The following is a 20,832-nucleotide window of genomic DNA, read 5'->3' on the forward strand; positions in this document are numbered from 1 at the left end:
CCATGATTCGTTTACCAAGCTTTTTTAAGCGAAAAACCCAGTCTGATGACCTTGAATTAGGTTCAAGGGGTAGTCGCACCGCTAAACGAGTGGCCCCCCGTAGTTTTCAGCGCGCAGCAGAAGCTGAAGAGTTAGCTCTTACAGAAGATCCAGAACAGCAAAGAGCGCGTCATCGTCTAATCGGTGCGGCAGTCTTGGTATTAATTGCTGTCGTTGGTTTGCCTCGTATTTTGGATAACAAACCAAAGTCAGCGCCAAACGATATCGCTGTCAACATTGTGACCAGCTTGCCAATTCCTGGTACTGAAACCAAGCTAGAAGAAAAACCAAAAGCTGAGACTCCTGTTGAGTCTGCTAAAGAAGCTCCTAAAGCGGCAGTTGCACCTGCACCAGAAGCTAAAGCAGAAACTAAGGCTGACGTTAAAACAGAATCAAAATCAGAAACTAAACCAACACCACCTGTTGCAAATAAATCTGCAACACTAGGATTGGCGGCTGGTGAAGAAGTGGTTGCGGCAAGCACTCCTAAGGCAGACGCTAAGTCTAAGACAGAAGATACGCCTAAGCCTGCCGCTTCAAATGGTTCAGGTAAATACGTTATTCAGATTGGCGCCTTTGCATCCGAGGCTAATGTAAAGGCCTTGTCCGCGAGACTCAAAAATCAAAACATTCCAAGCTATACCCTGAATAAAGCGGGAGCTGATGGAGGCAAGATTTTCCTTGTGCGTGCAGGGCCCTTTACCGACAAAGATGCTGCAGAAACCGCAGAAAAGAAAATTAAGGCGATGGGTCTCTCACCAAGACTCGTCGAATCCGGTAAGCAGTAATGGAATATTTATCCACCCTCAAGCTAACATCGGTGGATTACTTCACCCTAGTTGTGCTCTTGATATCCGCTTTAGTCGGTATCTCTCGCGGCTTATTTAAAGAGGTGCTTGCTCTAGCCTCATGGTTCGCAGCTGCTTGGGTTGCTTATCACTACAGTAATTACCTCTCCACAGAATGGCTGTCTACATTTCATCTAGATGAGCTACTTAGCTTGGGCATCAGCTTCCTCATCCTCTTTATCCTGACTCTGATTGTTTGCGGTTTGTTTGGTGGAGTAGTGCAAAAAATTATTTTGTCGGTCGGTCTGAGTTTGACTGACCGTTTCTTGGGTTTGATCTTTGGCGTGATTCGTGGCGGCTTGATCGTGGTGGTGCTTGCGACTCTCGCTGCACTCACGCCCATTCCGCAAAGTATGGCCTGGAAGAATGCCATTACCAGGCCAGCAATTGATATGGCAACCGGTTTAATTAAAGGTTGGCTTCCTGCCGACTGGGCAAAGCAATTAGGTGATGCAATGCCTAAAGTTACCCCTACCATTACTCCTAAAATAACAATAGGAATCTAGAGATATGTGCGGCGTCGTCGGAACTGTTTCCCACTCACCAGTAAATCAACTTCTCTATGATGCCTTGTTGCTTTTGCAACATCGCGGTCAAGATGCTGCAGGCATTGCAACCATGAACGGTAATTCGTTCACGATGCATAAAGCCAATGGCTTAGTTAGAGACGTCTTTAGAACTCGCAATATGCGCAGCTTGGTAGGTAATGCTGGCATCGGCCAAGTGCGTTATCCAACTGCCGGCTCTGCAAGTAGCGAAGAAGAAGCGCAACCTTTTTATGTCAGCGCTCCTTACGGCATTATCTTGGCGCATAACGGCAACTTAACTAACGCACCAAGCTTGCGTGTAGAGATGGCCTATCGTGACCGTCGTCACATCAATACCAGTTCTGATACTGAAGTGCTGCTCAACGTATTAGCGGATGAGCTCCAAAAAGAAACGAATAGCGTAGCTCTCGACGAGGGCGCGATGTTTAATGCAGTAACTGCTGTAACCAATCGCGTTAAAGGTTCTTACGCAGTAGTTTCTTTAATAGCAGGCTATGGCTTATTGGCCTTCCGCGATCAGTATGGTATTCGTCCTCTTTGTATTGGTCGTATTGATACACCTCAAGGTCCCGAGTGGATGATTGCATCTGAGTCTGTAGCGCTTGAAGGTCTAGGATTTACATTCGTGCGCGATGTGAATCCAGGCGAAGCAATCTATATCGACTTAGACGGTAATTTCTATTCACGCCAATGCGTACCTAATGCCGTATTAACACCGTGTATCTTTGAATACGTCTACATGGCCCGCCCAGACTCCACGATTGATGGCGTCACTGTCTATAACGTGCGTATGCGTATGGGTGATTACTTGGCCGAGAAGATCCGCAAGGAGACTGATGTCTCTGAGATCGATGTAGTCATGCCAATTCCAGACTCAAGCCGACCTGCAGCAATGCAAGTAGCCAAGAATCTTGGAGTGGATTACCGTGAAGGCTTCTTTAAGAACCGTTATATCGGCCGCACCTTCATCATGCCAGGGCAGGCTGTTCGTAAGAAGTCAGTTCGTCAAAAACTCAACGCTATGCGTATTGAGTTCAAAGATAAGACTGTCTTAATTGTGGATGACTCGATTGTCCGTGGAACCACTTCCTTTGAGATTGTGCAGATGGCTCGTGAATCTGGTGCCAAGAAAGTGATCTTTGCTTCTGCTGCGCCGCCAGTGCGCTTCCCGAATGTCTACGGTATTGATATGCCAACCCGCAGCGAATTGGTTGCCTATGGCCGCACCGATGAAGAAATCAATAAGATGATTGGTGCCGATCAATTAATCTATCAAAGCATTGAAGATATGAAGCAGGCAGTTAGGGACGTGAATCCAGACATTAAGAACTTTGAGGCTTCTTGCTTTGATGGTTTCTATGTAACTGGTGACATCACCGAGTCCTATCTAGATGCTTTGGAAGCTGCCAGAAATACCTCGGCCGCTAAAGCAGATCGCCAAAAGGATTCGAGCGACTTTGCTCGTTCACAACTCCATCTGCATTTGGCTACCGAAGACTAAAAAGCCACAGGAATTTGCCTCACTCGAGGCAAATCTCCAATTCGGTGTCAAAATAGCAGGATGAAGAGTAAAACTACCCGCAAAAAACCGGATTTTTCTAAGCTAGCGCTTGAGACCTTAGCGGTTCGCGCCGGTACCCGTCGCACAGCTGAATACCAAGAACATTCAGAGGCGATGTTCCTCACTTCTAGTTTTTGCTTTGATAGTGCTGAATTAGCAGCCGATGGTTTTGCGCATGCCGATCAAGGATTCATCTATTCACGCTTCACCAATCCGACAGTTAGCATGTTCCAGGATCGCTTGGCTGCTTTAGAAGGTGGCGAGGCTTGTATTGCGACTGCTTCCGGCATGTCCGCCATTCTCACAATGGCGATGGCTCATCTACAAGCGGGCGATCACGTGGTTTGCTCACGTTCGGTGTTCGGTGCAACGATTCAGTTGTTCGCTAACATCTTAGGCCGCTTCGGCATCACAACCACTTATGCAGATTTGGCTGATACCAAATCATGGCAGGCTGCAGTGCAGCCAAATACCAAACTCTTTTACCTGGAGACACCTTCCAACCCTTTAACTGAGATTGCTGATATCAAAGCCATTTCAAAGATAGCGAAGAAGGCAGGTGCATTATTTGCTGTTGACAACTGCTTCTGTACGCCGGCATTGCAAAAACCATTGGCACTCGGTGCTGATGTCGTGATTCATTCGGCTACCAAGTACTTGGATGGACAAGGCCGGGTAGTGGGTGGAGCAATTGTTGGTAGCAAAGATTTCATCATGGGCAAGGTATTTCCATATGTTCGTACCGCAGGCCCAACGCTCTCCGCATTTAATGCTTGGGTATTCCTGAAAGGCTTAGAGACTTTAGAGCTTCGTATGAAGCAACAGAGTCAAAATGCACTCGCCTTGGCTCAATGGCTAGAGAAGCAGCCTGGTGTTGAACGTGTTTATCACCCAGGCCTCAAATCACACCCCCAACATGCTTTGGCAATGCGCCAGCAAAAAGAAGGTGGGGCAATTCTTTCCTTCACCTTGAAGGGTGGCAAGAAGGCTGCGTTCAAACTGATCAATCAAACCAAGCTTTGCTCGATTACTGCAAACTTGGGTGATACCCGCACGACCATTACTCATCCAGCCACAACAACGCATTGCCGCGTGACACCAGAGGCTCGTAAAGCTGCTGGTATTTCAGATGGCTTAGTGCGCATTGCGGTTGGACTTGAAAACATCAATGACTTAAAGAATGATCTCGTTGGTGGACTCAAAAAATAATCAAGTACACCAAGATAAGCCCATGGGTTTTTCTGATGCTACGCAATTTTGGAATGAGCGCTTTGATAAGGCAGAGTTCATCTTTGGCAAAGAGCCAAATGAATATCTCGTTGAAAAAACACATCAATACTTAAAGCCAAAAGATAAGGTGTTATGTATCGCTGATGGCGAGGGCCGCAATGGCGTGTGGTTGGCTAAGCAAGGTATGCAAGTCGTTGGCTTTGATGCGTCTGACATCGCACTTTCTAAAGCAAAACAGTTTGCCAAAGATAACCAAGTCGAGGTTGAGTATTCATTTTCCGATACTGATAGCTATGCTTGGACCGAAAATACATACGATGCAGCAATTGGAATCTTCATACAGTTTGCCGATCCAGCAATGCGCACCAGAATATTTGAGCAGACTTATCAAACTCTAAAGCCGGGTGGCCTTTTCATTCTGCAGGGCTACACACCCAAGCAGCTCGAATACAAAACTGGTGGTCCAAGCTTAATAGAGCATCTGTACACAGAAGAATTAATCCGGGATCTTGCTAAAGAGTTTGAGGTTCTTGAGCTCGTAAGTTACGAGAAAGAACTTTCTGAGGGCCCGAGACACACGGGCATGTCTGCAATATTGGGGCTGGTTGCTAGAAAGTAATTGATTTATTAGTTTGTAAAGCGACGAGGATCGTTAATCGGACGTAATGGCATGATATGAATCTTGCTGCCATCAATCTCAAGATTTGTATTTTTTCCGACATCTAAGCAGAGCCGTTTAACTTCTGCAGCAGAAGCTTCCCAAGTAATAGCGTGTCCACCATCAAGCGTACGTAGTTGAATGACCGCTATCTGACCTAAGGCGCTGATCTGCTCAACAGTCACAGTGATAGTGGTTGCACTGGAGCTGAGGTGAAGACTTAGCCCCTCTGCTGGAATAACCCAGGCAACAGGTGTATTTGGTGGGATTTTGCCTTTGTCGGCTACATCAAAGATACGTTGGCTACCATCCCAGCTTAACTTTCCTGCTGTAAAGATCCCTTCAAACTTATTGCTGATACCAACTAGTTCAGCAACCCGCGAGTTTCTAGGTCTGTCAAACAGCACTTGTGGCGGAGCAGTTTGAAGTCCTACGCCTTGATCGATCACAGTAATGCGATCAGCTAATAAATCAGCCTCTCTTAAGTCATGAGTGACCAGCAGGATTGGAATATTTAAATCTTGACGAAGTTCAGCTAGGGTCTTATAAAGGCCCTGGCGCGTAGGCGCATCAATCGCAGAGAAGGGTTCATCAAGTAAGAGTATTTTTGGTGATCGCGCCAGCGCTCTAGCAAGCGCAACCCGCTGTTGTTGTCCGCCCGAGAGTTGGTTTGGCATGCGATTGGCTAACTCACCGATTCCCATGCGGTCTAGCCATTGCTGTGCTTGCAACTTGCGTTCCGCAATTTGTGATGTTGAGTTGTATAGCGGTATGCATACATTCTCAAGTGCTGTGAGATGGGGAAAAAGGGCGTACTGCTGAAATAGAAATCCACACGAGCGATTGGCAGGGCTTAAGGAGGTGGTAACTCCATTAACTTCATTCGCCTCAAACCATAGCTTGCCATCACACTCAATTTTTCCGCTCTCGGCATCGTTTAGGCCAGCGATGGTTCTAAGGGCGGTTGTCTTGCCGCTACCAGATGGCCCTACTAGCGCATGCAATTCTCCTGGGATGCATTCAATGTTTAGTTGCAAGGGATTTGGGTTAGTTTGGAGAAGTTTTACTTTAAGCATTAGCTTCTCCACTTTTTTGATTGGGATGAACTGCGCCCAAAGACGCCATAGGAGATTGCAATGGCTACTAGGGAGGTGCAAAGCAACAGCAATGAAAGCGCGCCAGCGCCAGACGTATCAAAACTTTGCACTTTGTCATAAATGGCTATGGATACTGTTTTGGTTTCTCCTGGAATGGCGCCGCCAACCATCAGAATCACACCAAATTCGCCTAGGGTATGGGCGAAAGTGAGCACGGCTGCGCTGGTAATCCCACGCCACGCCAGCGGTAATTCAATCAGTCGAAAGATTTGCCATTTTGTCAGTCCGCTCACTTGAGCAGCTTCCCGGATCTCAGGATTAATACCCTCAAATGCACGTTGTATTGGCTGAATGGCGAAAGGCAAATTGACAATTAGCGATGCAATGAGAATTCCGGTGAAAGAAAATACCAACGGGATCCCAAAGAGCGTTTTACCTCCTAGGCCCACTAGGAGGTAATAGCCCAAGACGGTGGGGGGTAGAACTAAAGGAAGGGCAAGTGATGCCTCGATCCATGACCTGCTTTTGCCCATGCTTTGGAGTGAATGCGCTACCCAGATACCAAAAGGAATAATCAGGACTAGGGTCCAAATAGCTAGCCTTAATGAGAGAAGGAGGGCTTCAATATCCATCAAATGATTGTATCTTTAGATGCTGTCAGGGTAACTCACTATATGAACTTAGTTAACTTGAGCGTTAAATATGCATTTATACGCATATATTCATATAAATAGGTCATATGAAAGCAAAAGTTCAAAAAGCAAGCAAAAACTTAACCCCAAAACAAATGGAGAGGGTATTTTCTGAAGTTGCCTCCTATTTCAATGTTCTATCTGAGCCAGCTCGCTTGCGCATCATGTACGCAGTTTGTAGCGGTGAAAAATCAGTTTCTGAGGTTGTACAGATGTGCGGCACAAGTCAGGCCAATGTATCAAGACACTTATTGGCGCTTCATAAGGCTGGAATTTTATTGAGGCGAAAAGAGGGTGTAACGGTTTATTACTCGATTGCGGATAACGCAACGGTTGAGATGTGTCAAACAGTCTGTGCCAAGATTGCTGAGAGTATTCACTAAGAGTATTTAATAAGCATTGCAGTAATTATTTTAAGTTGAGGTCAAATGACTAAGAAGCAAATTGAATTGAGTGCCGAGGACATCTCCGCGATTGAGAAGCCCGTCAATAGAGCGCGCTTAGTAAAGGCGCCAGAACACTTTATCTCCCAAGAGTTGATTGCCGATATTAATGCGAATGGATTAGATGAAAGTCGTCGTGGCTTTTTGCGCAAAGGCTTTATGTCTGCAGTAGGCGGCGCGGCAGCAGGATTAGTGGCGCCCATGGCCTTTGCCGCAGGTGATGGCGATCCAGCGATTCTTGAGAAACAAGAATGGCAAACCACTTTAGGTAAAAACGTTGCCACCATGCCATACGGCGTACCTTCAATTTACGAAGCGAATTTGATTCGACGTGAATCACCTGGGTTAACTCGCGTCTCCGCATCTTCTGTTGCATTTACTCCGCTGCAAGGTTTATTTGGGACCATTACTCCTAACGGCTTGCATTTTGAGCGGCATCACCAGGGTTGGTACAACCTCAACCCTGAAACACATCGCTTGATGGTGAACGGCATGGTGAAGAACGCGCGCGTCTTTACGATGAACGATTTGATGAGATTGCCTTCGGTTTCTCGCACACACTTTATTGAGTGCGGCGCCAATACTGGCTTAGAGTGGGGTAACGTTGCTGTGCCAACAGTGCAGTACACCCATGGCATGTTGTCATGCTGTGAATTTACTGGGGTGCCCCTCAAAGTATTGCTTGAAGAGTGTGGTGCTGATCTGAAAAAAGGTAAGTTCTTACTTGCTGAGGGTGGTGATGGCTCTGGTATGACTCGCACCATTAATTTGGAGAGCTGCCTAGACGATACGATTGTTGCCTGGAGCATGAATGGCGAAATGTTACGCCCGGAAAACGGTTTTCCACTGCGCCTAGTTGTTCCAGGTGTGCAAGGTGTTAGCTGGGTCAAGTGGTTGCGTCGCCTCGAGGTGGGTGATATGCCTTGGAATACCAAAGATGAGGCGGTTCACTACATTGAGCTGATGCCAGATGGCATGCACCGCCAATATGCGTCGATTCAGGAATGCAAATCAGTGATTACTACGCCTTCTGGCGGCCAGCAATTACTAGATAAAGGTTTCTATAACGTGAGTGGTATGGCGTGGTCAGGACGCGGCAAGATTAAGCGTGTTGATGTTTCTTTTGATGGTGGCAATAACTGGCGTACTGCTCGGTTAGAAACACCAGTCCTCACAAAATCCATTACTCGTTTCAATATTGACTGGGTATGGGATGGTTCGCCGGCAATTCTGCAGTCAAGAGCGGTTGATGACACAGGCTATATTCAACCTTCCATCAAAGTATTGCGTGATGTCAGGGGTAATCGCTCGATTTATCACAACAATGCAATTCAGTCTTGGAAGTTGGATTCAAACGGCGAGGTGAGCAATGTACAAGTTGGATAAATTAATCGCCCGCTTTGTAATTGCATTCTTAGCGGCGTTATCAGCGCAACTAGCTTGTGCACAAAACACTCAGGGATCTGTTAAGTTTCCAGGCGTTGGTCGCAATGCAACACCTGCAGAGGAGATGGCTTGGGATATTGATGTGCGCCCAGACTTTAAGGGTCTACCAAAGGGATCGGGATCGGTAGAGCAGGGCCAGGCTATTTGGGAATCCAAGTGCGCAAGCTGTCACGGCGTTTTTGGTGAATCTAACGAGATCTTTACGCCAATTGCTGGTGGAACCACCGCTGACGACGTGAAAACAGGAAGGGTTGCTTCTTTGGGTGATCGCAAGCAACCTCAGCGCACTACCTTGATGAAGGTGCCAACCGTATCTACTTTATGGGACTACATCTATCGAGCTATGCCCTGGAATGCGCCAAGATCATTAACACCAGATGATACTTATGCACTCGTTGCTTTTATTCTGAGCCTGGGCGAAATTGTCCCGGATGATTTTGTATTAAGTAATACCAATATTGCGGATGTGCAGAAGAAGATGCCTAACCGCAATGGTATGACGCGTAATCATGGTTTCTGGAGTGTCAATGGCAAACCAGATGTGAACGGTTCATCTTGCATGACAAATTGCGTAAAGTTTGTGCAGATTGGGTCCACACTCCCAGACTTTGCCAGGGATGCCCATGGCAATATTGCAGAGCAAAATCGTTTATACGGCCCATATCGTGGATCAGACTCTACCAAGCCGCCATTGGATAAGTTGCCAGGCTCCACGGGTGAAGGTCTAGCCCATGCTGCTGATACCCATGTTGCCACTACAAAAGGCCCTGCAGCGCTGTTTAAGAGTGAAAACTGCTCAGCATGCCATGCGCCTAATGCTAAGTTGGTTGGCCCATCCATTGCCGATATTGCTGCCAAATATAAGGGGCAAGGCGGCGCTCAAGAAAGGCTCATGGCTAAGGTCAAGAATGGGGGTTCTGGGGTGTGGGGTGCAATTCCCATGCCGCCACAGTCACAGTTATCCGATGAGGATAGGGCAACTCTTGTGCACTGGGTCCTGACTGGACAATAGGTTTACAGAAGGTTTTTTGAAATACCGCTATATTTGATACTAAGAGTAGATTATTAAAGGAGTTTTTATGAATCAGCAGCGACGCAGTTTAATGAAATATTCAGCCGTTTTCGGCTTAATGGCTTCTGCGGGTCTCATCAGCGTAGCCCAAGCTCAAGAGTGGAATAAAGCCGCTTTTGAAGGCAAGAGTCTCGATGATGTATTCAAGATCCTAGGTGCAGGCAGTCCAGATAAGTCTGGCGCTGTTACTTTGAACGCTCCAGATATTGCAGAAAATGGTGCAGTAGTTCCCGTTGGAATTGTTACAACACTTAAAGCAGAGCAAATGGCTATCCTGGTTGAGAAAAACCCAAGCGCCTTAGCTGCACAATTTTTTATTCCTGCCGGCACGGAGCCTTTTGTTACTACTCGTATCAAGATGGGTCAAACCTCCAACGTATATGCCTTGGTAAAAGCTGATGGCAAGTGGAGCATGGCTGTTAAGGAAGTAAAAGTTACTTTGGGTGGTTGCGGCGGTTAATCGCTCTCAATCCAATAAATATCATTAATTAATTACTAGATTACAAGAGGAAAACATGGCTGATCCAATGCGCGTTAGAGCTGCTGAGAACGGTGGAATTGTGGATGTAAAGATTTTGATGAAACACGATATGGAATCTGGTCAGCGTAAAGATGCTGCCGGTAAAACGATTCCCGCATGGTTCATTAGCACTATTAACGTCAAAGCTAATGGCAAAGATGTATTGAATGGTCAGTTTGGTCCAGCGGTTTCAAAGGATCCATTCTTGAACTTTAAGTACAAGGGTGCTAAAGGTGACAAGATTGTGGTGAGCTGGGTAGATAGCAAAGGCGACAAGCGTACTGACGAAGCGACTGCTTCTTAATTGCTGGTGAATCATTAAATATCTACTATCTCGTGGGCTTTGAAAGGGTTGCAAATGCAGCGTAAATTTACATTAGGGCTGGCCTCTGGATTATTGGCTACCTTATTAACAGTGGCATCTTCAGTCTCAGCGCAAAATAGTGCCACAGACGATATTGCGAAATATCGCGAGATGATCGCTGATGGCAACCCTTCAGAGCTTTATGAAGCGGCTGGTGAAGAGCTTTGGAAAAAGCCAGCTGGTCCAAAGAATGCCACTTTAGAAAAGTGCGATTTAGGTCTAGGCCCGGGTGTAGTGAAGGGCGCAGCAGCACAGTTGCCGCGTTACTTCAAAGACACCAATAAGGTTCAGGATCTCGAGTCTCGTCTGATGACTTGCATGCAAAAGCTACAAGGTCGTGATCCGCAAGAGATGATTGATGCCTCTTTTCAAAAGGGTCCTAAGAAGGATATGGAAGCGATTGTTGCTTATGTAGTCACCTTGTCTAAGGGCGACAAAATTAAAGTCAGCACAGCGCATCCAAAAGAAAAAGAGATGTATGAACTTGGTAAGCGCGCTTTCTTTTTCCAAGGCGGGCCAATGGATTTCTCCTGCGCCTCTTGCCATGCTGAAAATGGTAAACGTATTCGTCTACAAGATTTGCCTAATCTAACTGAGCAAAAGGGCGCAGCGATGGGCTGGGGTTACTGGCCCGCTTATCGTGTATCGAGCGGCCAATTTTGGACAATGCAGCAACGCTTGAATGATTGCTACCGTCAGCAACGCTTCCCATTCCCAATCTATGGATCAGATGTCACGATTGCTTTGTCCATGTATATGGCTAAGACTGCAAATGGCGGCACAGTTGAAACCCCTGGTTTAAAGCGTTAAGAGATAAGAGACAAAGATCATGAAAAATACAAATATCAAAAAGCTCTTAACTATTGCTGGATTTATTGTTGCCTCAAGCTTGCTGCAAAATGTAGCGGTGGCACAGCAAAAGAACGACCCAAAGTTCAACAGGATGATGACTGATAGCTTTAGAGCCGAAGGAATCGCCGGTCTAGACCGTATTGCACAAGACGAAACCCAAAAGTTTTGTTCTGATCCTGTGTTTGCCAACAGCAAGCAGGGGGAAAAGATGCGTGACAAGATTCAGAAAATGAATATGGATAGCATTAAGCAACCGTCTGATGGCAAATATATCGGTGATTGGAAGAAGGGCGAAGCAATTGCACAGAGTGGTCGCGGTGCTACTTGGACTGATAAGGCTGATACCGTTATTGGTGGTGGCTGCTACAACTGTCACCAGATCGATTCCAAAGAAATTTCCTATGGCAATATCGGCCCATCATTAACCGGCTATGGAAAGTTGCGTGGTTATTCTCAGGAGGTCGTGACCTACACCTGGAACCGTATCAATAACTCAAAGGCATATAACGCATGCAGTAATATGCCTCGATTTGCGCACTTTAAGCTCTTAAATGAGCAACAGATTCAGGATGTCATGGCCTTACTGCTTGATCCTGCCTCACCAGTTAATAAATAAGAAATAAAAGACAGGCCGACAGGCCTGTTTTCCTAGGGGAATGTTATGTCTTTAAGTCGTCGTGATTTTTTGCAGGCCTTGGCTATTGCATCTGCAGGTGGAATGAGTCTGCAATCAAACTTTGTGAATGCGCAAAGTACTGCACAAAAATTCTATGACATGCCTAAGTTTGGTAATGTGCACTTTCTGCATTTCACAGACTGTCACGCTCAATTGCTACCAATTTATTTCCGTGAGCCTAATGTAAATCTAGGTATTGGCGCGCAAGAAGGTAAGACACCGCATTTGGTTGGTGAATATTTCTTAAAAGCCAATGGCATTGCTCCAGGTACGCGAGATGCACATGCATTTACCTATCTAGATTACGTGGCTGCCGCGCAGAACTACGGCAAGATGGGTGGATTTGCGCATATGGCCACATTGATCAAGCAAATGAAAGCCAATCGTCCAGGTGCTTTGCTGCTTGATGGTGGAGATACCTGGCAGGGCTCAGGTACTGCGCTTTGGACCAATGGTCAGGATATGGTTGATGCCGCTCTAGCATTGGGTGTTGATGTTATGACGCCTCATTGGGAAATGACCTTGGGTGAGAAGCGCGTGATGGAAATTGTGAACGGCGATTTCAAGGGGAAAGTTTCTTTCATTGCGCAAAACATAAAGACTGCAGACTTTGGTGACATGGTGTTTAACCCATATGTTATGAAAGTGCAGAATGGTATTCAGGTTGCCATTATTGGTCAGGCTTTCCCGTACACACCGATTGCGAATCCTCGTTATTTCACTCCGGATTGGACCTTTGGTATTCAAGAAGAGAATATGCAAAAGACGATTGATGAGGTGAGATCAAAAGGAGCCAAGGTGGTGGTGCTTTTATCTCACAATGGTATGGATGTGGACTTGAAGATGGCTTCCCGTGTTCGTGGTTTGGACGCTATCTTAGGTGGCCATACTCATGACGGCGTTCCTATTCCGGTTAAGGTAAAAAATGCTGGCGGCATAACGCTCGTTACCAATGCAGGATCTAATAGTAAATTCCTTGGCGTGCTCGACTTTGATGTTAAAGGTGGCAAGCCAGTAGATTTCCGCTACAAGTTATTGCCGATTTTCTCCAATATGATTCCGGCAGACCCAACCATGAGTAAGCTCATTACGAAGGTTAGAGCACCCTATGAAGCGAAGTTGAATGAAAAGCTGGCCACGACTGAAGGTCTCTTATATCGCCGTGGTAATTTCAACGGCAGCTTTGATCAATTAATTCTAGATGGACTGATGGCGCAGAAGAATGCGGAGATTGCGTTCTCACCAGGCTTCCGTTGGGGTACTAGCCTATTGCCAGGTCAGGCGATCACGCGTGAGAATCTATTGGACCAAACAGCGATTACCTATCCGTACACTACAGTTACCAATATGAGCGGTGAAACCATTAAGACCATTCTTGAAGACGTCGCTGACAACTTATTTAATCCTGATCCTTATTACCAACAGGGTGGCGATATGGTTCGTGTTGGTGGAATGCAGTACACCATTGATCCAGTGCAAACCGCTGGTAAGCGCATTACCGATATGCGTTTGAATGGTAAGCCGATTGAAGCTGGCAAGACTTACAAGGTAGCTGGCTGGGCCCCAGTCAGTGAAGAGGCGAAAAATGTCGGTGGCGAAGCGATTTGGGATGTCATGGAGCGACACTTGCGTGATGTCAAAGTTGTTAAAGCGGTCAAGCTCAACGAGCCAATCATTAAAGGGGTTTCAAATAACCCTGGTATGGCCCCAATTTAATTGGTTTTATATCTAACCACACGAGAATCAGCATGAAAAAAATACTATCCATCATTACTGCTGCGGCACTTGCATTTGGATTTGCTTCCATTGTTTCAGCTCAATCTTCCGGCAATACCAAAGTGGTTTATCACATCGATGATGCTGAGACTCAAGGTTTAAAAGGTCTACGAAACATTCGAAACCATTTGGATGTGTCGCCGCAAACTACTATTATTGTTGTGACCCACGCCAATGGCGTTGATTTGTTGATGGAGGGCGCCAAAGACAAAAAGAACAATACGGAATATGCCCCATTGGTCTCTGCTCTTAAATCACGTGGCGTAAAGTTTGAGGTGTGTGAAATCACCCTCAAGAATCGTAATTTAAAGAAAGATCAATTTATTCTGGATGCAGATTTCACGCCATCAGGTGTGGTGCGTGTAGCCGATCTGCAATATAAAGATGGTTTTGCCTACATCAAACCTTAAGCAATCCAGTATGAAATGCTCTAAGAGTCTTGCGGGGATCCTTCTGGGATCCTTTGTCTTTTTGAGTTCAGCCTTCGGGCAGAGTAAGCCTTCTGACACTGTTCAGCTAAAACCGATTCAGGTAGCGCCACATACCTATTTTGTTCGCGGACTGCCTGAGCTGGGGAGTAGCACTAACCAAAACTTCATCTCAAACGCTGGGTTTGTTGTTACCCCGAGTGGTGTAGTGGTGGTGGATGCTTTGGGTTCACCTGTTCTTGCGCAAAAGTTAATTGCAGAAATAAGGAAAATTTCTCCCCAAAAAATTGTCGCTGTCATCATCAGTCACTATCACGCTGATCACGTTTATGGCTTACAAGAATTTAAAAAAATAGGCGCTAAGATTTACGCTCAGGGTGAAGGGCGAAACTATCTTTCTTCTGAAACTGCAAAACAGCGCTTAATTGCATCCAGAATCGATTTTGCTCCTTGGGTTAATGCCAATACAAGACTCGTATCTGCCGATGAATGGATTGATCAAAAATCAAAATTGACGATTGGCGGTATTGATTTCTTAATTAGCAGGGTAGGACCTGCTCATGCTCCCGAAGATCTCATGGTGTACGTGCCTTCAGAAAAAGTACTTTTTGCTGGGGACTTAGTATTTAGGGGGCGCATTCCTTTTGTCGGTAATGCCGATAGCAAAGGGTGGTTAGTAGCCCTTGATGAAATCGAAAAGCTCAACCCAAATATTGTGATTCCTGGCCATGGCAATTATTCGGTTAAGCCAGCCGAAGATATTGTCTTTACCAGGAATTACTTGAAATACCTGCGTGAATCCATGTCCAAAGCGGCTATCAATATGGATCTATTTGAGGATGCCTATAAGCAGGCTAACTGGTCGGAATATGAAGGGATGCCGCTGTTTAGGGCTGCCAACCGCATGAATGCCTATAACGTCTATTTGTCTATCCAGTCCGAGTAGGGCAAATTCAGCCATTGGGCCTTAAAATAGACAATTAATGCTAAATCCTTGATTTGTAATGAAAATGACTTTTCTTCGATCCATCTCTACAGCCGTGATCGGTATGCTTTTCAGCGTGCCAGTGATTGCTGCTCCGGATTTGGCGAATGGTAAGGTCATCGATCAGCAAAAATGCTACGCCTGCCACGCCAAGAAAAGTGGCTTTGGTAACGGCGACATGATTTACACCCGCTCCGATGGCAAAGTGAAATCACTAGCCAATTTAAAGAAGATGGTTGCACTCTGTAACAGCGAGCTCCGCCTTGATTTATTTCCCGAGGATGAGGCAGACGTTACTGCGTTTCTCAATCAGCAGTTTTATAAATTTAAACCTTAATTTTTCAAGATACAGTCGCTATGGATGTTGTTGATATTAAATCTTTAAGTCAGTCAGTTCTTTGGGCAACCTTTGCCATTACCTTTTTTCTTGGTGCAGTCATGCAAAAGACAGGTTTTTGCAGCATGGGTGCCGTATCAGATGTATTCATTATGTCTAGTTGGGATCGTCTGAAGCAGTGGTTCCTGGCTATTGGCGTTGCCATTATTGGATTTACTTTAATGTCTTATTTCGGGTGGATTGATCCTCTGAAGAGTATGTATACCGGAAGCAAATTTTTATGGCTTTCCACAATTGTGGGCAGCATTTTGTTCGGCATCGGGATGGTTTTGGCTTCAGGTTGTGGCAGCAAAACTTTGATCCGTATCGGCGGCGGTAATTTAAAGTCTATCGTTGTGTTTATGGTGCTGGGTCTAACGGCTTATATGACGATGCGTGGGTTCTTAGGTGTTATTCGCATTAATACCCTGGATACTTTCTTTATTGCATTTAATACTCCACAGGATCTTCCGAGTCTTTTAAGTGCGCCTCTGGGCGTTGCTCGTCCAACCCTGCATCTGGCTCTCGGGTTGATCATTGGCTCTGCATTTATTACATATGCCTTGGTGAGTAAAGCATTTTGGACTGCTGAAAATCTATTTGCTGGCATTTCAGTTGGTTTGGCAATTTGTGCCGTATGGTGGGTCTCAGGCAATCTTGGTTTTGTTGCTGAAGATCCAAATACTTTAGAAGAAGTTTTTTTGCTTACGAACTCGGGGCGTATGGAAAGTTTGTCTTTTGTAGCGCCTTACGCCTATTCACTTGACTGGTTAATGATGTACAGCGATACCTCGAAAGTGATAACAATTGGCATTATGGCTGTTTTGGGAATGATTTTGGGGTCGGCTGTGATTTCTATTGCGACAAAATCATTTCGCTGGGAATCCTTCCGCAACACTGAAGACACTGCGAATCATTTGGTCGGTGCTGCATTGATGGGCTTTGGTGGTGTGACCGCTTTAGGTTGTACAGTGGGGCAGGGTTTGAGTGGTATTTCAACGCTAGCCCTGGGATCATTACTGGCATTACCAGGATTTATTTTCGGAGCTTATTTAGGCTTGCGTTACTTGCAAAAACGTCTTGCCCCTAACCCTTGCAGCTAATTTTATAGATTGCTAGATTAAATAATGCAAATTGACTGGTTCTCATTCACGCCCATCCCTTCCTTATTGGGTGGAATGATCCTTGGTATTGCTGCTGCACTCTACGTACTGCTGCATGGCCGTATTTTGGGCATCAGCGGCATTGTTTCTGGATTGCTACACCCCAAGCTGACTGATTCAGCCTGGCGTGTCAGTCTTGTCTTGGGTTTGGTATCGGCGCCATTTATGGCGGCACTATTTTTTGGAATATTCCCAGTTGTAGAAATTGAATCCGACTGGATTGCCATTGTGATTGCCGGTCTTCTGGTTGGCTTTGGTGCTCACTATGGATCTGGTTGTACAAGTGGGCATGGTATCTGCGGACTCTCGCGTTTATCGCCGCGATCTCTTGTTGCCACGCTCTCCTTTATGGGCGCAGGCTTCTTAACTGTTTTTATTCTTCGTCATTTGATCGGAGTCTAAGATGAAAAAACATTTTGGTCTTTTGAGTCAGTACGCTATTGGCGTCCTCTTTGGTTGGGGCTTGATCATCTCGGGCATGAGTAATCCCCAGAAGATCTTGGGATTCTTAGATTTAGCTGGTAATTGGGATCCTTCATTGATGTTCGTGATGTTGGGTGCGGTCATAGTAGGTCTTGGCGGGTTTTACGTAGTTAGTAAAAGAACGGAAGCTTTTTTTGGTGGCGCCTTGCATATCCCAACTCGTAGGGATATCACGAAGCCGCTCATTGTTGGCAGCCTCATTTTTGGTGCAGGTTGGGGCATTGCTGGTTTTTGTCCTGGTCCAGCCCTAGTGGCTTTGGGCGCTGGTCACCTCAAAGCCTTGGTGTTTGTCATTGCAATGCTTGTAGGTATGGAAATCTGCGAGCGTTTCTTTACTGCCCATAGAGCCAAACCAAACATCTAAGTCGCGCCTGATTTAAAATCAACCCCATCACATATTTACTGAATGTAGAGGGTTTCATGAGTCTTCCAATTTCTTGCCATAACGACCAGTTTGGCACTCTCGGTCAGATCGATCCAAGTCACTTGGCTGAAATTGCTCAGCAGGGCTATAAGAGCGTAATTAATAATCGCCCTGATGGTGAAGGTGGTCCAGACCAGCCAACCAGTGCAAGCATTCAAGCGGAAGCAGAAAAATTGGGATTGAATTACGCTTATTTACCAGTCGTGCCTAGCGCTATGACTGTTGAACAAGTGAGAGAGATGGCGCGTTTGCTAAAGACAATGCCTGGTCCAGTTTTAGCATTCTGCCGTTCTGGTGCGCGCTCAACTAATCTATATCAACTTGCGCTGCAAGTGGGTTAAGTTAACAAAGCTTTCGTCAATCTATGCGCATCACCATTCCAGAAGAGAGAAAACTGGTTCATGAAATGATCATGCCCATTCGTTGGGGTGATATGGATGCGTATGGGCACGTTAACAATACTATTTACTTTCGGTATATGGAGCAAGCGCGCTGCGAGTGGATTACTTCCATGGGTTACGATGTTGCTCCTGGTCGTGAGTCGATGTTGATGCTCAATGGCTTCTGTAATTTTTATCAGCAGCTCACCTTTCCAGGCGAGTTGATCTTGAAGACTTCAATTGGTGCTATTGGTAGAACTAGTCTTGATCTCTACACCAGTATGGCTTTAACTACCTCACCCGAAGTGGAGGCTGCTATTGGTGGTGCCACTATGGTTTGGGTTGATCTCACTACCAATAAGTCTGCTCCATGGCCGGAGCATGTATTAGAGAAGTTGCGCTAGCCTACCGTGCAACCGAGTAATCCGCACATTCTCAGATCTGATCAATTTTTATCTGAGTTAGATCAGTTTGATTTAGTGATTGATGTCAGATCTCCAGCTGAGTTTGCGCTGGATCATATTCCAGGCGCAGTCAATTATCCGGTTTTGAATAACGAGGAGCGCGCCACAATTGGTACGCTCTATAAACAAGAATCTCCTTTTGCGGCCAAAAAACTTGGCGCCGCTTTAGTTTCTAAAAATATTGCTACACACCTAGAGAGTCACTTTCTAGAGTTCCCCCGTGAATGGCGTCCGTTAATTTATTGCTGGCGTGGCGGCGAAAGAAGTGGTGCGTTTACCCATATTCTCAATCGCATTGGCTGGAAAGCTAAACAGCTCGAGGGCGGATATCAGGGATTTAGAAGAACCGTCATTGACGGCCTGGACCATGCTGCAAAACAATTTTCATTTCAGGTTATTTGTGGAATGACGGGGAGCGGCAAAACAAGAGTCCTACAGGATATTGGCGCTCTAGGCGCTCAAATTCTAGATCTAGAGGGCTTGGCCGTGCACCGCGGCTCAGTGCTAGGTAACGAGCCCAACGAAGACCAGCCTTCGCAAAAAGGCTTTGAGACTGCCTTGTGGAACGCCTTGCGTTTGCTTCATCCTTCTAAGCCCGTATTTGTGGAGTCTGAAAGCAAAAAGGTAGGGGGCTTACACGTACCTGATGCCTTGATGGAAAAGATTCGCAATGGTGCCTGTATCGAATTGCGGTCGAGCACGCAGACTCGAGTTTCTTGGTTGATTCGTGAATATCATCACTTCTTAACGGATACCGATAATTTCAAGCAGAAGTTAGCTTTGCTCACTACCCATTATGGAAAAGTGCAAATCTCCAAATGGAATGAAGCTATTGATGCGGGTAATTTTCCAGAGCTGGTTGAAGAGTTGCTCGTAAGGCATTACGACCCCTCATACCAATCATCAATTGTGCGGAACTTTCCCCAATACAAGATCGAGAATTTTGTACAACTAGAAGATGATAGCGACGAGGCCTTTGCCAAAGCAGCAAAGGCCATCGTTTCTGAGCTTGGTTCTGAGTTAGCCGATTAACTGAACGCTTGAATGCCAGTTTGCGCACGACCCAGAATGAGGGCGTGAATGTCATGAGTACCCTCGTAGGTGTTCACAACTTCTAAGTTGAGCATGTGACGCACAACGCCGTACTCATCAGAAATACCATTGCCACCGTGCATATCGCGTGCCATACGAGCAATGTCCAAAGATTTGCCACAAGAGTTGCGTTTCATGATGGAAGTAATTTCTGGAGCAGCAATGCCTTCATCTTTCATGCGACCTAAACGCAAACAACCCTGGAGACCAAGAGTAACTTCAGTTTGCATGTCAGCCAATTTCTTTTGAATCAATTGATTGGCGGCTAGTGGCTTGCCAAATTGCTTCCGATCCATGGTGTATTGGCGAGCGGCATACCAACACCATTCAGCAGCTCCCAAAACACCCCAGGCGATGCCATAACGAGCTGAATTAAGGCAGGTGAAGGGGCCTTTGAGGCCTTCAATTTCAGGGAATTCATTCTCAGCTGGCACGAATACTTCATCCATTACGATTTCACCCGTGATGGAGGCGCGCAGACCCATCTTGCCGGAGATTTTTGGAGCGCTTAAGCCCTTCATGCCTTTCTCAAGGATGTAGCCACGAATAATGCCTTCATCATTTTTCGCCCACACTACAAATACATCAGCAATTGGGGAATTGGAGATCCACATCTTCGAACCCGTTAATGAAAATCCACCAGGGACTTTCTTGGCACGAGTAATCATGCCGCCAGCATCGGAACCATAGTTTGGTTCTGTTAAACCAAAGCAACCAATCCATTCGCCGCTCGCTAATTTAGGCAGATACTTTTGCTTTTGTGCTTCGCTACCAAATTCATTAATGGGCACCATGACCAAGGAGGACTGCACACTCATCATGGAACGGTAACCAGAATCAACACGCTCAATTTCACGAGCAATCAAACCGTAAGAAACATAGTTCAGATTTGCTCCGCCGTATTGTTCGGGAATAGTGATACCCAATAGACCAAGTTCACCCATTTCACGAAAGATGGCTGGGTCAGTTGTTTCATTGCGGTAAGCATCATGAATGCGTGGCATGAGGCGTCCTTGAGCGTATTCAGCTGCTGCATCACGAACCATGCGCTCTTCTTCAGTTAGCTGGGTATCGAGAAGCAGGGGGTCTGCCCAGTTAAAGCTTGCCTTACTTTTGCTCATTGCCTTGTCATCCTCTATTCGGTGTGATCGTTACTTTAGGTCCGCTCCCTGCGAATTTCCAGGAATGCAGATATTCTTATTTGTATTATCCATT

General features: G+C 46.0%; 25 protein-coding genes. 22 read left to right on the plus strand and 3 right to left on the minus strand.

Translation table 11 applies throughout. The annotated features are described in order from the left end of the window. The first annotated feature begins 2 nt into the window (after window positions 1-2). The 5 genes from AOC21_RS04045 to AOC21_RS04065 are packed head-to-tail and all read left to right on the plus strand — an operon-like array spanning window position 3 to window position 4,845. The gene (locus tag AOC21_RS04045) at window positions 3-827 is read left to right on the plus strand and encodes an SPOR domain-containing protein (protein WP_215392493.1); all 825 of its coding nucleotides are present in this window, start codon (window positions 3-5) and stop codon (window positions 825-827) included. Next, entirely contained in the window at window positions 827-1,393 is a 567-nt protein-coding gene (locus AOC21_RS04050) for a CvpA family protein (RefSeq protein ID WP_215392494.1), read from the plus strand. The genes AOC21_RS04045 and AOC21_RS04050 overlap by 1 nt, the downstream gene beginning before the upstream one ends. 4 nt (window positions 1,394-1,397) lie before the next feature. Continuing rightward, window positions 1,398-2,936: an amidophosphoribosyltransferase gene (purF, locus tag AOC21_RS04055; RefSeq protein ID WP_215392495.1), complete on the plus strand. Its 1,539-nt coding sequence runs from the start codon at window positions 1,398-1,400 to the stop codon at window positions 2,934-2,936. A 60-nt stretch (window positions 2,937-2,996) separates the two neighbouring features. Further along, complete coding sequence (locus tag AOC21_RS04060) at window positions 2,997-4,205, plus strand: O-succinylhomoserine sulfhydrylase (protein ID WP_215392496.1); 1,209 nt, start codon at window positions 2,997-2,999, stop codon at window positions 4,203-4,205. A 22-nt stretch (window positions 4,206-4,227) separates the two neighbouring features. After that, window positions 4,228-4,845: a bifunctional 2-polyprenyl-6-hydroxyphenol methylase/3-demethylubiquinol 3-O-methyltransferase UbiG gene (locus tag AOC21_RS04065; protein WP_215392497.1), complete on the plus strand. Its 618-nt coding sequence runs from the start codon at window positions 4,228-4,230 to the stop codon at window positions 4,843-4,845. 8 nt (window positions 4,846-4,853) lie between these two features. Here AOC21_RS04065 and AOC21_RS04070 read toward each other — a convergent pair whose 3' ends face one another. Further along, a complete protein-coding gene (locus AOC21_RS04070; RefSeq protein WP_215392498.1) occupies window positions 4,854-5,960 on the minus strand; it encodes an ABC transporter ATP-binding protein in 1,107 nt (368 codons plus the stop codon). Then, window positions 5,960-6,613 (minus strand): molybdate ABC transporter permease subunit, encoded by a 654-nt coding sequence (gene modB / locus AOC21_RS04075; protein WP_215392499.1) that lies wholly within the window; start codon window positions 6,611-6,613, stop codon window positions 5,960-5,962. The genes AOC21_RS04070 and modB overlap by 1 nt, the downstream gene beginning before the upstream one ends. Window positions 6,614-6,720: 107 nt before the next feature. Between modB and AOC21_RS04080 the strand changes: the two genes are divergently transcribed. The 17 genes from AOC21_RS04080 to mnmH all read left to right on the plus strand — a co-directional run bounded on the left by AOC21_RS04080 (window position 6,721) and on the right by mnmH (window position 19,557). Further along, on the plus strand, window positions 6,721-7,056 hold the full coding sequence (locus tag AOC21_RS04080; RefSeq protein WP_215392500.1) for a metalloregulator ArsR/SmtB family transcription factor: 336 nt from the start codon (window positions 6,721-6,723) through the stop codon (window positions 7,054-7,056). A 90-nt stretch (window positions 7,057-7,146) separates the two neighbouring features. Next, entirely contained in the window at window positions 7,147-8,502 is a 1,356-nt protein-coding gene (gene soxC / locus AOC21_RS04085; RefSeq protein ID WP_371817812.1) for a sulfite dehydrogenase, read from the plus strand. Beyond that, the gene (locus AOC21_RS04090; RefSeq protein WP_215392502.1) at window positions 8,486-9,574 is read left to right on the plus strand and encodes a c-type cytochrome; all 1,089 of its coding nucleotides are present in this window, start codon (window positions 8,486-8,488) and stop codon (window positions 9,572-9,574) included. The genes soxC and AOC21_RS04090 overlap by 17 nt, the downstream gene beginning before the upstream one ends. Before the next feature lie 67 nt (window positions 9,575-9,641). Continuing rightward, the gene (gene soxY / locus AOC21_RS04095; RefSeq protein ID WP_215392503.1) at window positions 9,642-10,094 is read left to right on the plus strand and encodes a thiosulfate oxidation carrier protein SoxY; all 453 of its coding nucleotides are present in this window, start codon (window positions 9,642-9,644) and stop codon (window positions 10,092-10,094) included. Between the two features lie 55 nt (window positions 10,095-10,149). Beyond that, window positions 10,150-10,458 carry a thiosulfate oxidation carrier complex protein SoxZ gene (soxZ, locus tag AOC21_RS04100; protein WP_087909856.1) on the plus strand — a complete coding sequence of 103 codons (309 nt, stop codon included), beginning with the start codon at window positions 10,150-10,152 and terminating at the stop codon, window positions 10,456-10,458. Window positions 10,459-10,512: 54 nt separating this feature from the next. Then, window positions 10,513-11,328, plus strand: coding sequence for a sulfur oxidation c-type cytochrome SoxA (soxA, locus tag AOC21_RS04105; RefSeq protein WP_215392504.1), 816 nt, complete (start codon window positions 10,513-10,515; stop codon window positions 11,326-11,328). A gap of 19 nt (window positions 11,329-11,347) precedes the next feature. Continuing rightward, window positions 11,348-11,986, plus strand: coding sequence for a sulfur oxidation c-type cytochrome SoxX (gene soxX / locus AOC21_RS04110; RefSeq protein ID WP_215392505.1), 639 nt, complete (start codon window positions 11,348-11,350; stop codon window positions 11,984-11,986). A 45-nt stretch (window positions 11,987-12,031) separates the two neighbouring features. Continuing rightward, window positions 12,032-13,762, plus strand: a complete 1,731-nt coding sequence (gene soxB / locus AOC21_RS04115) for a thiosulfohydrolase SoxB (protein ID WP_215392506.1) — start codon at window positions 12,032-12,034, stop codon at window positions 13,760-13,762. Between the two features lie 32 nt (window positions 13,763-13,794). Next, window positions 13,795-14,232: a DsrE family protein gene (locus AOC21_RS04120; RefSeq protein WP_215392507.1), complete on the plus strand. Its 438-nt coding sequence runs from the start codon at window positions 13,795-13,797 to the stop codon at window positions 14,230-14,232. A gap of 10 nt (window positions 14,233-14,242) precedes the next feature. Beyond that, window positions 14,243-15,196, plus strand: coding sequence for an MBL fold metallo-hydrolase (locus AOC21_RS04125; RefSeq protein WP_215392508.1), 954 nt, complete (start codon window positions 14,243-14,245; stop codon window positions 15,194-15,196). A gap of 64 nt (window positions 15,197-15,260) precedes the next feature. Beyond that, on the plus strand, window positions 15,261-15,572 hold the full coding sequence (locus AOC21_RS04130) for a hypothetical protein (protein ID WP_251371574.1): 312 nt from the start codon (window positions 15,261-15,263) through the stop codon (window positions 15,570-15,572). Window positions 15,573-15,592: 20 nt separating this feature from the next. Continuing rightward, window positions 15,593-16,714: a YeeE/YedE family protein gene (locus AOC21_RS04135; RefSeq protein ID WP_215392509.1), complete on the plus strand. Its 1,122-nt coding sequence runs from the start codon at window positions 15,593-15,595 to the stop codon at window positions 16,712-16,714. Between the two features lie 24 nt (window positions 16,715-16,738). Then, window positions 16,739-17,176, plus strand: coding sequence for a YeeE/YedE family protein (locus tag AOC21_RS04140; RefSeq protein ID WP_215392510.1), 438 nt, complete (start codon window positions 16,739-16,741; stop codon window positions 17,174-17,176). Window position 17,177: 1 nt separating this feature from the next. After that, entirely contained in the window at window positions 17,178-17,621 is a 444-nt protein-coding gene (locus AOC21_RS04145; RefSeq protein ID WP_215392511.1) for a YeeE/YedE family protein, read from the plus strand. 56 nt (window positions 17,622-17,677) lie between these two features. Further along, window positions 17,678-18,022 (plus strand): TIGR01244 family sulfur transferase, encoded by a 345-nt coding sequence (locus tag AOC21_RS04150; RefSeq protein ID WP_215392512.1) that lies wholly within the window; start codon window positions 17,678-17,680, stop codon window positions 18,020-18,022. Window positions 18,023-18,045: 23 nt separating this feature from the next. After that, window positions 18,046-18,465: a thioesterase family protein gene (locus tag AOC21_RS04155; RefSeq protein WP_215392513.1), complete on the plus strand. Its 420-nt coding sequence runs from the start codon at window positions 18,046-18,048 to the stop codon at window positions 18,463-18,465. Window positions 18,466-18,471: 6 nt separating this feature from the next. Further along, window positions 18,472-19,557, plus strand: coding sequence for a tRNA 2-selenouridine(34) synthase MnmH (mnmH, locus tag AOC21_RS04160; RefSeq protein WP_215392514.1), 1,086 nt, complete (start codon window positions 18,472-18,474; stop codon window positions 19,555-19,557). Here mnmH and AOC21_RS04165 read toward each other — a convergent pair. Then, window positions 19,554-20,738, minus strand: coding sequence for an acyl-CoA dehydrogenase (locus tag AOC21_RS04165; RefSeq protein ID WP_215392515.1), 1,185 nt, complete (start codon window positions 20,736-20,738; stop codon window positions 19,554-19,556). The two genes, mnmH and AOC21_RS04165, sit on opposite strands and share 4 nt — an antisense overlap. Window positions 20,739-20,832 lie beyond the last annotated feature (94 nt).

It is taken from the genome of Polynucleobacter sp. VK25 (assembly GCF_018687355.1).
GTDB lineage: Bacteria > Pseudomonadota > Gammaproteobacteria > Burkholderiales > Burkholderiaceae > Polynucleobacter.